The following is a 12,655-nucleotide window of genomic DNA, read 5'->3' on the forward strand; positions in this document are numbered from 1 at the left end:
AGCGACCGACCGGGGAGCAGTCGACGTCCGCGTCCTCCTCCTGGTTGGCGGTCTGTGCATCGCGGGAGGGTTGAGCGCCGCCGGAATCGGACTTGCGAGCGTCGCCGCCGAACCGGGCGTCGCCGACGCGTCCGACGCTCCCGTCGCGGTGGCCCAGCAGGGCAACCAGACGGGCAACGTCACGGTTCCGGTGACCGAGGCGATGACCGCCGCACAGAACGCGACCAACGGGACCGCAATCGGGGCCGAACTCGCACGCGAGGGCGACGTCGCCGACCTCGAGCGACCGACGCGGGTGTACGAGGTCGACGTGCTGCTGTCGAACGGCACGCGGCGCGTGGCGCAGGTGAACGCGACCGACGGATCGGTCAGGGGAGTGACGACCCCGGACGACGGACTCCTCGACGACTTGTTCGGCGACGACGCGCCCGGCGAGCGCGCCGACCCGAGCGCGATTCGGTCGGCGGTCGAGGCGGTCGAACTCGTCCGGGCCGAGACCGGCGAGAACGGCACCGTCACCGCGGTCGAGTTGAGCGAGGCGGACGGCCGACTCCGGTACACGGTCGAGACGACGTCGACCGAGGGCGTCCGGTCGACCGCCGTGGTCGCGGCCGACCCGGACGCGGGCGGGATACTCACGACCGACGACGGCGACTGAAGGCGGGGGTGAGCGAGGACGACGTCGAATGGCGAAGTCGGCGAGAGCGACGGCGAGCGCAGACGACGGCGAGCCCCGGCCGACTCACGGGACAAGCGACAGGTATTACCGCGTACTTTCCTAACCCCCGCTTATGACGACGGGAATCGTTCTCCTGAACTTCGGCGAGCCGGCCGAACCCACCCGTGAGCAGGTCGTCCCGTATCTCGAACGCATCTTCCTGAACAACGCCTCGCTGGAGGACGCCGACACCGAGGCGGAGGCCCGCGAGCGCGCCAGCCAGTTGGCCCAGCGGCGCGCGCCCGGCCTCATCGAGGAGTACGAGGAGATCGGCGGGTCGCCGCTGAACCCGCAGGCCGAGGCCCAGGCCGAGGCGCTGGCCGACGAACTCGACGCCCGGGGCTACGACGTCGAGACCTACGTCGGGATGCAGTTCACCGAGCCGTTCGTCGACGACGCGGTCGGGGCCGCCCGCGAGGACGACGTCGACCAGGTGGTCGGCCTGCCGGTGTATCCCCTGTGTGGAGCCTCGACGACCGTGGCCGCGCTCGACGACCTGACCGACGCGGTCGCGGACCGCGAGTGGGACGTGCCGGTCGCCGAAATCACGGGCTGGCATCGTCACCCGACGTACAACGCGGTCCGGGCCGACAACGTCGGGGCGTTCGCCGCCGACCGCGACCTCGACCTGACCGACCCCGGGACGGAACTGGTGTACTCGGCCCACGGCACGCCCAGCCACTACCTCGACGAGGGGAGCCGGTACGACACCTACGTCGAGGAGTTCTGCGAGGTCGTCGCCCGGAAGCTCGGAATCGAGGGCTACTCGCTGGGCTACCAGAACCACGAGAACCGCGACATCCCGTGGACCGAACCCGACGTCGAGGACGTCGTCGAGGACCTCGGCGACGACGAGTCGGTCGAGCGAATCGTGGTCGAACCGGTCAGCTTCATGCACGAGCAGAGCGAGACGCTGTCGGAACTCGACGACGAACTCCGCGAGGAGGCCGAAGCGGTCGGGCTCGACTTCTACCGCGTACCCGTCCCCCACGACGACGACCGCTTCCCGTCGGTGCTGGCCGACCTGGCCGAGCCGTTCGTCGGCGAGTTCGACCCCGGGTACTACCAGTTCCGACAGTGCCAGTGCGCGAGCGACCGGGACGCGATGTGCCTGAACGCGCCGACCGTCCCACGATGACCGGGAAGACGGTCGGCATCGTCGGCGGCGGCATCACCGGATTGGCGCTGGCCCACTACCTCGACCGGCACGACGTCGACGTCGCCCTGTTCGAGGCAACGCCCGACCCCGGGGGCGTGATCCGAAGCGGGCGCGTCGACGGGAGCGTGGTCGAGTGGGGGCCCCAGCGCGTGCGGCGGACCGACCGCATCGACGGGCTGATAGGCGACCTCGACCTCGAGAGCGAGGTCCGCACGGCCGCCCCCGACTTGCCGGTCTGCGTCTACGCCGACGGCGACCTCCATCCCGCGCCGTTCTCGCCGTCGGCGTTCGCGTCGACCGACCTGCTGTCGGCCGAAGCCAAGCGCGAGGTACTGGCCGAACCGTTCACCGAGCCCGCGAGCCCCGACGAGACGGCGGCGGAGTTGTTCGCCCGGAAGTTCGGCGCGGAGACCTACCGGAAGCTGCTCGGCCCGCTGTTCGGGGGCATCTACGGTTCGGACCCCGCCGAGATGCCGGTCGGGCACGCGCTCTCGGGGCTGGTGGCACTCGAACGGCGCGACGGCAGCCTGCTGAAGACCGCCATCGGGCGGACGGCCGGGGGCCGCGACGCGCCGCCGGCCATCTCGTTCGACGACGGGCTCCAGCGACTCCCCGAGGCGCTCGCCGACGCCCACGCCGACGCGGTTCGGCTCGGGACGCCCGTCACGGCCGTCCGAGAGCGCGTCGGCGTCGACGAGCCCGGCGGGCCGACCTACGAACTGGAGACCGCCGAGGGTTCGACCGCCGTCGAGCAGGTCGTGTTGACCACGCGCGCCGACCTGACTGCCGACCTGCTGGCCGACCTCGCGTCCGCGTCGGTCGGGTCGCTCCGAGAACTCACCTACAACCCGTTCGCGACGGCGTACCTCCGCGCGGACCTCGAGGGCGAGGGCGAGGTCGACCCGGCCGCGCTGGGCTACCAGGTCGGGTTCGACGCGGACCTCCGGACGCTTGGCGCGTCGTGGAACGCGAGCATGTTCGACCGGGACGTCTACAGCGTCTTCCTCGGCGGCATGCACGACCCGGAAGTGCTCGACGAGAGCGACGACCGCATCGGCGAGATCGCGGCCGCGGAGTTCGAGACGGTGACGGGCGCGCCCGCGGAGGTCGTCGACGTCCACCGTCTCGAACGCGGGTTCCCGGCCTACGACGACTCGTGGGCGGCCCTCGACCGCGTGGACACCCCGACGGGCGTCCGGCTCGCGACCAACTACACCGCCCGGATGGGGGTGCCGAGCCGGATTCGAGAGGCCGCGTCGCTTGCCGAGGAACTGGCGGACTCGTAACAGCACGGGGTGCTCGCCCGCAGTCTTCGTGGACCTTTTTAAATTGTCTGTACGGCCCCGGTCCACGAATTCCGGCGTGGATTTGGGGCCGTGAGAAAGCTTTATTGGAGCGCTGGGCGAAATATCACCCCCTGTCGCAGAACCCAGAAAAGCCGCGAAGGCATTGAAACGCGGCGGCTTCGGTCTCGACCAACTCGGAACCGGGTCGCAGAACCCAGAAAAGCCGCGAAGGCATTGAAACTTGGCACCATCTATGGTGTCCCTGTCGCTGAAACGTCGCAGAACCCAGAAAAGCCGCGAAGGCATTGAAACATTGATTCTGGGCCGTTCCCGTTCACGTACCGGGCGGTCGCAGAACCCAGAAAAGCCGCGAAGGCATTGAAACTGCGTTGCGAGAGCGTTAACGTCACGGCGGACTGTCGCAGAACCCAGAAAAGCCGCGAAGGCATTGAAACCGCTCCTAAGATGCCCACCGAGACCTTCCAGTATACCGTCGCAGAACCCAGAAAAGCCGCGAAGGCATTGAAACTTCTCGTCGGCGTCCTCTTCGTCGAGGACGACCGAGAGTCGCAGAACCCAGAAAAGCCGCGAAGGCATTGAAACTTCACCGCTCCGGTCGCGTCCATCTCCGCCCGACTGTCGCAGAACCCAGAAAAGCCGCGAAGGCATTGAAACGCCGATGCTTAGCCGGCTCCGCGACCGCTACCGGCAGTGTCGCAGAACCCAGAAAAGCCGCGAAGGCATTGAAACCGCGAGGCGTGGATAGAGGCCGGCGGCTGGCAGGGGTCGCAGAACCCAGAAAAGCCGCGAAGGCATTGAAACGAGTAGCCGCTCCCGTGACTGCTGAACTCGTCCAAGACGTCGCAGAACCCAGAAAAGCCGCGAAGGCATTGAAACGTGACAGTCGCACCAAGGTTCTCGATCTCGTGAATGTCGCAGAACCCAGAAAAGCCGCGAAGGCATTGAAACGCGTTCGGGTCGACGTAATCACGCTCGACCCGCTCCAGTCGCAGAACCCAGAAAAGCCGCGAAGGCATTGAAACTGACTGACCGCCGCCACTGAACCGTATGGTAGGGGGTCGCAGAACCCAGAAAAGCCGCGAAGGCATTGAAACTAGGGAACGCTCTTGTGAATACCCCAAACTTCGGAGTGTCGCAGAACCCAGAAAAGCCGCGAAGGCATTGAAACCGACGGATGTTGCGGTCAGCTCGGAGTGGGTCGCGTCGCAGAACCCAGAAAAGCCGCGAAGGCATTGAAACTGGAGGTCACGCCCCGACACGTCGTTCATGTTCGTGAGTCGCAGAACCCAGAAAAGCCGCGAAGGCATTGAAACAGGCCTGGCCCGACCCCGGACCGGAGGCTTCAGCCGATGTCGCAGAACCCAGAAAAGCCGCGAAGGCATTGAAACTGGGCCAAGACGTACCACGAGCGTCGCGGCCAGCACGGTCGCAGAACCCAGAAAAGCCGCGAAGGCATTGAAACACAAGGACACCCTCGGCGGCCACGTCGACCGCTCGGTCGCAGAACCCAGAAAAGCCGCGAAGGCATTGAAACAACTATCTGTTGCCGAGCCACATCGGTCTGCATAAAGTCGCAGAACCCAGAAAAGCCGCGAAGGCATTGAAACACGAGGTCGACGTCGCGGTCGAGGTCCTCGCACGCGTCGCAGAACCCAGAAAAGCCGCGAAGGCATTGAAACTTTTCGACGAACGTTACTGACGCGTCGGGCGCGTGTCGCAGAACCCAGAAAAGCCGCGAAGGCATTGAAACCTTAGAAGCCGAGTTCGGCGGACTCACGGACACGTCGGTCGCAGAACCCAGAAAAGCCGCGAAGGCATTGAAACGTTGCGAGGAGGGTTCGTCGTTGCATGCCGGTATCTGTCGCAGAACCCAGAAAAGCCGCGAAGGCATTGAAACGTGTTGCTCGTGTCGATGAAGTTGTTCGCGAGACCGAGTCGCAGAACCCAGAAAAGCCGCGAAGGCATTGAAACAGGTCGCGGGCTACCTCTGTGGCGAGTGCCGGCAGTCGCAGAACCCAGAAAAGCCGCGAAGGCATTGAAACGACGCGACGGTCGAGAAGGTCGAGGTCCGCTTCTACTGTCGCAGAACCCTGGCGAAATACTCGAGAAGTAGCAAAATCAGACGCTCGGAGCCCTACCACTCCCACTGCTTGGCGGTCTCGACGAACGCCGCCGCGTTCTCGACCGGCGTCTCGCGGTCGATGCCGTGGCCGAGGTTCAGGATGTGACCTTTCGGGCCGGCCTTCTCGATGACTTCCGCGGTCTTTTCGCGCACGAACGCCTCGTCGCCCAGCAGGTACGAGGGGTCGAGGTTGCCCTGCACGGGCATCTCGCCCAGTTGCTCGCGGGCGTCGCGCAGGTCCACCGTCCAGTCGAGGCTGACCACGTCCGCGCCCGAGTCGGCCAGCAGGTCGAGTTTGCCGCCTGCGTTGCGCGCGAAGACGATGGTCGGCACGTCGCAGGCCGCGAAGATGCGGCGGTGGAGCGGCTGGAGGAACTCCCGGTAGTCGTCGGGCGTCAACAGGCCGGCGTAGGTGTCGAACAGCTGGACCACGTCCGCGCCCGCCTCGACCTGGAACTCTAGGTAGTCGACCACGACGTCGGCGAACCGCTCCAGTAGCGCGCGGAACGCGTCGGGGTGTTCGACCCGGAAGCGCCGGACCGGCGTCTGCTTGCGCCCGGCGGGTTCGCCCGCGACGGCGTAGCACGCCAGCGTGAACGGCCCGCCCGCGAAACCGACGATGCTGGTCCGGTCGCCGACGCTGTGCTGGAGGCGTTCGAGCAGCGCGCCCACGTAGTCGAGTTCCTCGCGCACGTCGGCGTGGTCGGCGGGAACGTCGTCCGGTCCGCTCACGGGGTTCTCGACCACGGGACCCACGCCGCTCTCGATGTGGTAGTCCAGCCCCAGCGGTTCCAGCACGGTGAGGATGTCCGAGAACATCACCAGTCCGTCGGGTTCGAACCGCTCCCACGGCAGGAGGGTGATGCGCTCGGCCACTTCGGGCGTCGAGATGGCCTCCCGGAAGGTGTAGTCCTCGCGAATCTCGCGGTACTCGGGGATGTACCGCCCGGCCTGGCGCATCAGCCAGACCGGCGGTCGCTCGGTTCGCTCGCCGCGCGCGGCCCGCACGAGAAGGTCGCTCATTGCCCGGGAGTTGGCGCGGCGAGGGCTAATGGTTTCGGAATCGGGGTCGCCCCGTCGGACGTATCAGTTGTGGAGAACAAGTATTTTTGATCCGGCGTCGTGAATCGGCGACGGTACTCTCAGAGGCCATACATGACGTGGAAAGACGACGTGTACGTCGAGTTGCTTCGGTACACCGAGGACAACGAGTCCGAGGAGTTCACGCTCGGGGAGTTCTACGAACACGCGGAGGACCGGCTGGCGGCCAAGCATCCCGACAACGACAACGTGCGGGCGAAGATTCGCCAACTCCTCCAGCGGCTACGGGACGACGGGCAACTGTCGTTCGTCGACGACGCCGGAACGTATCGGCTCGTCGGACTCGACGACGGGTTTACGAGCGAGTACGGAGTGACGGAGGACGGCGTGACCGAGCGGACGGTCCAGACGACGCGGTATCCGATGCCCCAGTCGGTCCGCGTCGAAGCCCTCAGGCGGTACGACAAGACCTGTCTGTTGACCGACGTCGATCTGCCGGCGTTGTTGGACGCCGCCCACGTCGTGCCGCGCTCGGAGTACCCCTCCGAGGTCCGAAATCCGGAGAACGTGATGGTGCTGAACAAGCTCCATCACGAGGCGTTCGACCGGGAGCTGTTCACCATCGACACCGACTACCGCGTGCGAGTCGACCCGTCGCTCTCGACCGACAGCGAACTCCTCGACGGCTCGCTGATGGCGACGGACGGTGAGCGGGTCAGTTTCCCGGCATCGGCGTCGCTCGACAGGGACCTCCTCGCGGAACGGAACGCCGGGCTGGCGTGGGTCTGAGTCGACTCGGAACGCTATCGTCCCGACGACCCGCCCGCGAGCCGTGCGCGGGCCGACGCCGGTCCGTCGACGCGACGGCCATCACAGGAACCGGCAGTTCGGGCCGCAACTGGTCGCGACGGTCGACGGCCCTGCGACGCGTCTCCGGCCGAGCGAACCCGCGAGCCGGTCGCGGGAGTCGCGGGCCGGCCCGGTTGCGGTCCCGAACCGGCAAAACCCGCCCGATTCGAGGTTTATTCCGCGAATTTGCGCGTTTAAGGATGCATAAATCGACGGGGGTGCTACGGGAGCCCACGAATGGAACGAACCTGTTCGCGCCGCGCCGCGCTGCGAGCCGCCGGAACCGGATCGGCCGTCGCGCTCGCCGGCTGTGCGTCGATGCTGGGCTCCGAGGACGGGTCGAGCATTCGCATCTCCGGCGGCGTCGGCCCGCTCCCCATGATGCAGGTGTGGGTCGACGAGTACGAGCAACGCAACGACGTGAGCATCGACGTGTCGGGCGGCGGGACCGGCGTCGGCGTCTCGGACGTGCTGAACGGTCAGGTCGACGTGGCGATGATGGGCCGCGAGCCCGAGCCCGCGGAGGTCGACCAAGGGCTGTTCGCGGTCGCGATGCTCCGTGACACCGTCGTCGGGACCGTCAATCCCGACAACCCCGTCGTCGACGAGTTGAACGAGCAGGGGCTCTCGCGGGCGGAACTGGAGGCCATCTTCACCGGCGAGGTGACCGACTGGGGCGAGGTGGTCGACGCCGACGTCGACGAGGACGTCGTCGTCTACGGACGCTCGGACGCCTCGGCCGCCTACAAGAAGTGGGGCTCGTTCCTCGGCGGCTACACCCAGAGCGAGCTCCAGGACCTCTCGGACGGGAACTTCGACGGCGACCAGCCGGTCGCGCAGGCGGTCGGCGACGAGCCAAACGCCATCGCGTTCAACAACGTCAACTACATCTGGGACTTCGAGACCGGCGAGTTGTCGGGCGACGTCCGGCCGATTCCGCTCGACCTCGACGACGACGGCGAACTCGGCGACGGCGAGGACTTCTACGGCTCGCGCGACGAGTTCCTCGCGGCCGTCGAGGACGGCACGTATCCCGCGCCGCCCGCCCGCGAGATGTTCCTCGCCTCCGACGGCGGCTTCGAGGGCGCGGCGGCGGCGTTCGTCGAGTGGGTGCTCACGGACGGACAGGACCTCGTCCGGGAGAACGGCTACGTTCCCCTCGACGACGACCGGCTCGCGGACCAACGGGACAAACTGGCCGAGGGGCCGTGAGGACCGGCATGGAAACGGAACCCGGACCGACCGACCCCGACCGTTCGGCCGGTCTCGACCGACCGGACGGCTCGTCCGGCCTCGGGCGACGACTCCTGGTAGAGCGGGCGACCAGCCGGTGGTTCCGAGCGTCGGGGGCGTTCGCGGTCGCGCTGTTCGGCGTGATCGTCCTGACGCTGGTGTGGAACGCGGCACCCATTCTGGCCGACCACTCGCCGCTCGAACTCCTGACCGCCTCGAACTGGGACCCGGCGCGGAACGCGTTCGGGTTCATGCCGGCCATCGTCGGCACGGTGTACGTCACCGGACTCTCGATGGCCATCGGGACCCCGATAGCGATTCTGACGGCCATCTACGTCGCTGAGTTCGCCGAGGGGCGGCGCAAGGCGGTCGTCTCGTCGTTCATCGACGTGCTCGCCGCGATTCCGGGCGTCGTGTTCGGCCTGGTGGGGCTCATCGTCGTCGTGCCGTTCGTCGGCGACTACCTCGCGCCAGCGTTCGGGGCCGACAGCGCGGGGCTCGGGGTTCTGACCGCGAGTCTGGTGATGGCCATCGTCGTCACGCCGTTCATGGTCTCGCTCGCCGTCGAGTCGCTCGAAGCGCTCCCCGTGGAACTTCGCGAATCGACGCTCGCGCTCGGAGCGACCCGGTGGGAGACCATCAAGCACGTCCTGCTCCGCGGGGCGGGCCCTGGCATCTTCTCGGCGATACTGCTCGGGTTCGGTCGCGTGTTCGGCGCGACCATCGTTCCGGCCATGCTCATCGGGAGCCAGACGCTGGTCCCCGACAGCCCGTTCGCCTCGGGCCAGACGCTGACGACGATCATCGTCAACGACTTCGGCGAACTCATGTCGCTGCCCCGGACCCAGTCGGCGCTCGTCTTCGTCGGCCTGTTCTTGCTCGTGGTCGTCTGGCTGTTCAACTTCGGCGCGATGCTGCTCCGGCGGCGGCTCCGGCGGAGGTGGCAGTACTGATGGACCGATACACCGAGCAGCGCGTCTTCGGCGTCCTCGCCCGCGCGAGCGCCGCGGTCGTCGTCGGCGTGCTGGCGCTCTTGGTCGGCGTCACGCTCGTTCGCGGGGGCGGTGCCCTCCTCTCGAATCCGAGCATCGTGGTCACGCCGCCCGGGTCGCGGTACATGCTCGACGGCTCCGGCGGCTTCCTGCACGCCGTCCTGGGGAGCGTGCTCGTCGTCGTTCCGGCGACCGCCGTCGCGACGGTCCTCGCGCTGTCGACGGCGGTGTTCCTCCAGCGCGACTACTCCAGCGAGCGGGTCGCCGAGTACGTCAACCTGTTCCTGGACGTGCTCTGGGGGACCCCGCCCATCGTCTACGGGGTGTTCGTCCTGACGGCGATGATCGCGGCCGGAGCGCGCGCGAGCCTGTTCGCGGGCGTCCTGTCGATAGCCATCTTCGAGTACCCCATCATCACGCGGTACGCCGACGAGGCGCTCCGGTCGGCCCCGGAGGCGGTCACGGAGGCGACCTACGGGCTGGGCGCGACGCGGTTCGAGACCGCCCGGATGACGGTCCGGGCCGCGCTCCCGGGCGTGGTCGCGGGCGTCATCATGGGGTTCGCTCGCGGCGTCGGCGACGCCGCGACGGTGCTGTTCACGGCGGGCGGCAACACCGAGATGCCCGGCGGGCTCTTCGAGCCGGCCACGACCCTGCCCATCCTCATCTTCCAGCAGGCGACGTCGTTCAACGCTGACGTCCGGTCGCACGCCTACGCGGCGTCGTTCGTCCTCATCGTCGCCGTGCTGGCCTCCATCCTCGCCTCGAAGTACCTCGCGGGCCGGTTCGCGCGGTACGCGCCGGGAGGGAACCAGCCGTGACGGGCGCGAGCCGGTCCCGGTCGGGCGCGACGTCGCCGATTACCACCACGGGAGACGACCCATGACCGAACACGACACCGCGATTCGCACGGAAGACCTCGAACTGACCTACGACGGAAATCGAACCGTTCGGGCGCTCAAAGGCGTGAGCGTGGCGTTCGCGACGAACCGAACCACCGCGATAATCGGCCCCTCGGGCTGCGGGAAGACGACGCTGCTGAAGTGCCTGAATCGACTCCACGAGAGACAGCCCGACGTCGACGTGTCCGGGGAGGTGTACCTGGGCGACCAGCCGCTGTACGACACCGACGAGCCGCTCCCGGCGGTTCGACGCCGCATCGGCTACGTTCCCCAGACGCCCACGCCGCTCCCGATGTCGATATACGACAACGTCGCGTACGGGCCGCGACTCCACGGGAGCTACGCGGACGCCGAACTCGACGAGCTCGTCGAGCGCTGTCTGCGGAAAGTCGACCTCTGGGACGAGGTGCGCGACCGGCTGGGCTCGCCCGGCGCGGAGCTGTCGACCGGTCAGATTCAGCGGCTGTGTCTCGCCCGGTCGCTCGCGGTCGACCCCGACGTGTTGCTGTGCGACGAGGTGACCTCGGCGCTCGACCCGGTCTCCGCGCGGAACGTCGAGGCGACCCTCGAGTCGCTCACCGACGAGTACACTATCGTCGCGGTCACCCACAGCATGGACCAGGCCCAGCGCATCGCCGACGACGTGGTGTTTCTCTACCTCGGCGAACTGGTCGAGGCCAACGACGCCCGGTCGTTCTTCGAGGACCCCGACAGCGAGCGCACGAGACGCTTCGTCGAGGGGCGGCCGGTGGTCGACGCCGACACCGACGAGGGGACCGAGAGCGGTCGAGCGTCGGGAGCGGCCGCCGGCGACGACGGGACGCCGAGCGTGGCCGACTCGCCCCCGGCCGGCCGGTAGCCCGGAATCCGGGGCCCGACGCCGCAGGAGCCGGACGGTTTCGGCTTCCGGCCCGGACGCCGCGCGACGACCGGGCTACTCGTCGCCGTCGGTCGCCCGGCTCGAATCGCCCGCCGGCCGGGGGTGGTCGCCGTCCGACCCGTCTCGGTCGCTCGGCTCGCCCCCGGCCTCGGGAGCGTCACCCTCGTCGGGCGTGTCGGCCTCGCTCGGCTCGCCGCCCATCGTCGGGGCCGCCTCGACCTCCGGGGTGAGCCGGTCGCCGTGGAGCAGGCTCGTGAGGACGATGCGGACCGCTTGTAGGACGAGGACGACGAATATCGGCAACAGGAAGAAGCCGTACCAGCCGAAGAGTAGCGGCCCGAGGATGTACGCGAACATCATCAGGCCGGTGTGAATCTGGCGACCCGAGATGTACGGTTGGAGGAACGTCTGGGGCAGGATGTCCAGCACCAGAAACGAGACCACGAGCAGGCCGAGCGGGTACACCAGCGCCACGCCGCCGGTCCCGAGCGCGACCGACGCGAGGTACGCCACCAGCGGGACGTACACCACCTTGCTGACGACCAGCGGGATGAGGCTCGCGACGCCGGTCAGCAGCGCCAGCAGGACCGCGAACGGGATCGACAGCGCCGGGGGCGCGAGCAGGTTGAACCCGTAGTAGACGACCGCCGCGAGCACGGCCATGACGAACACGAACAGCACGTTCCCGAAGAAGACGGATTCGAGGTCGTCGTCGACCGCCGTGGCGTACGCGTGGCCGGTCGTCCCCTCGCCGGCGACGTTGTTCCGGAACCACGCCGCGATGCGGTCGCCGTCCCGGAGCAGGAAGAACGCGAATCCGAACGTCAGCGAGACGTGGACGAACACGCCGAACACCGTGCCGACGACCGAGAGCCCGCCCGTCAGCAGGCTCCGGACGCGGTCGACCGGCACCGACTCGACCGCGCCGGGCCGGTTCAACAGCGACGTCAGCAGGTCCTGCTGGCCCTCGGTCAGCGCCGCCACGTCCACGAACGGCGCGAGCAACTGGGCGTACTGGTCGGGCGCGGTGCCCGCAAGCGACGCGACGTCCCGGAGCGACTGCGCGAGGACGTAGACGACGATGGCCAGCACCGGGACCACGAACCCGAGCAGGGTCGCGCCCGCCGCGAGGTCGTCCCGACCGAGCCGCGACCGGAGGCGGCGGAATATCGGCCGGGCCGCGTAGTAGACGAAGGTGCCCAGCGCGAAGGTGCCGACGAACGAGTAGCCCAGGAACGCCACGCCCGCGCCTAGTCCCGCGAGGTAGAGCCACCACGCGATTCGATTCCGCTCTCGGTCGACGAGGTTCGTCGGGTCCACGGATACGAGTCCTGTCGGTGCGGCGCTGCGGTGGGTTCGGATGGCGGTCGCGCCCGCCCGAGTCGTGCGCCGCCACGTTCGAAGCATCGACGGGAGCGAGCGGTAAAACGCTGTTCGCCGATTCGAGCGCCC

10 protein-coding genes and 1 CRISPR repeat array are annotated in these 12,655 nt (G+C 68.0%); of the genes, 8 read left to right on the top strand and 2 right to left on the bottom strand.

Features of this window, described 5'->3' with window-relative positions:
• The first annotated feature begins 70 nt into the window (after positions 1 to 70).
• From EPL03_RS05885 to hemG, 3 genes are all read left to right on the top strand, one after another.
• The gene (locus EPL03_RS05885) at positions 71 to 658 is read left to right on the top strand and encodes a PepSY domain-containing protein (protein WP_135828386.1); all 588 of its coding nucleotides are present in this window, start codon (positions 71 to 73) and stop codon (positions 656 to 658) included.
• A gap of 133 nt (positions 659 to 791) precedes the next feature.
• Complete coding sequence (hemH, locus tag EPL03_RS05890; protein ID WP_135828387.1) at positions 792 to 1,856, top strand: ferrochelatase; 1,065 nt, start codon at positions 792 to 794, stop codon at positions 1,854 to 1,856.
• Complete coding sequence (gene hemG / locus EPL03_RS05895) at positions 1,853 to 3,163, top strand: protoporphyrinogen oxidase (protein ID WP_135828388.1); 1,311 nt, start codon at positions 1,853 to 1,855, stop codon at positions 3,161 to 3,163. The genes hemH and hemG overlap by 4 nt, the downstream gene beginning before the upstream one ends.
• A gap of 133 nt (positions 3,164 to 3,296) precedes the next feature.
• Positions 3,297 to 5,226: a CRISPR direct-repeat array (repeat unit 37 nt; unit sequence GTCGCAGAACCCAGAAAAGCCGCGAAGGCATTGAAAC).
• A 92-nt stretch (positions 5,227 to 5,318) separates the two neighbouring features.
• Here hemG and hemE read toward each other — a convergent pair.
• Positions 5,319 to 6,329, bottom strand: coding sequence for a uroporphyrinogen decarboxylase (gene hemE, locus EPL03_RS05900; protein ID WP_135828389.1), 1,011 nt, complete (start codon positions 6,327 to 6,329; stop codon positions 5,319 to 5,321).
• A gap of 132 nt (positions 6,330 to 6,461) precedes the next feature.
• Here hemE and EPL03_RS05905 point away from each other — a divergent pair, with 132 nt between their 5' ends.
• The 5 genes from EPL03_RS05905 (at position 6,462) to EPL03_RS05925 (ending at position 11,182) form a co-directional block, all read left to right on the top strand.
• Entirely contained in the window at positions 6,462 to 7,136 is a 675-nt protein-coding gene (locus tag EPL03_RS05905) for an HNH endonuclease (RefSeq protein ID WP_135828390.1), read from the top strand.
• A gap of 297 nt (positions 7,137 to 7,433) precedes the next feature.
• Positions 7,434 to 8,408, top strand: coding sequence for a PstS family phosphate ABC transporter substrate-binding protein (locus EPL03_RS05910; RefSeq protein ID WP_135828391.1), 975 nt, complete (start codon positions 7,434 to 7,436; stop codon positions 8,406 to 8,408).
• Between the two features lie 8 nt (positions 8,409 to 8,416).
• Complete coding sequence (gene pstC, locus EPL03_RS05915) at positions 8,417 to 9,382, top strand: phosphate ABC transporter permease subunit PstC (RefSeq protein WP_135828392.1); 966 nt, start codon at positions 8,417 to 8,419, stop codon at positions 9,380 to 9,382.
• The gene (locus tag EPL03_RS05920; protein WP_135828393.1) at positions 9,382 to 10,242 is read left to right on the top strand and encodes a PstA family ABC transporter permease; all 861 of its coding nucleotides are present in this window, start codon (positions 9,382 to 9,384) and stop codon (positions 10,240 to 10,242) included. Before pstC ends, EPL03_RS05920 begins: the two co-directional genes overlap by 1 nt.
• A 61-nt stretch (positions 10,243 to 10,303) precedes the next feature.
• A complete protein-coding gene (locus tag EPL03_RS05925) occupies positions 10,304 to 11,182 on the top strand; it encodes a phosphate ABC transporter ATP-binding protein (protein WP_135828394.1) in 879 nt (292 codons plus the stop codon).
• Between the two features lie 75 nt (positions 11,183 to 11,257).
• Here EPL03_RS05925 and EPL03_RS05930 read toward each other — a convergent pair whose 3' ends face one another.
• Positions 11,258 to 12,523 (bottom strand): AI-2E family transporter, encoded by a 1,266-nt coding sequence (locus EPL03_RS05930; RefSeq protein ID WP_168216189.1) that lies wholly within the window; start codon positions 12,521 to 12,523, stop codon positions 11,258 to 11,260.
• Positions 12,524 to 12,655: the final 132 nt, after the last annotated feature.

Origin of the sequence: Halorussus halobius (assembly GCF_004765805.1) — an archaeon.
In the GTDB taxonomy this organism is placed as follows: Archaea; Halobacteriota; Halobacteria; order Halobacteriales; family Haladaptataceae; genus Halorussus; species Halorussus halobius.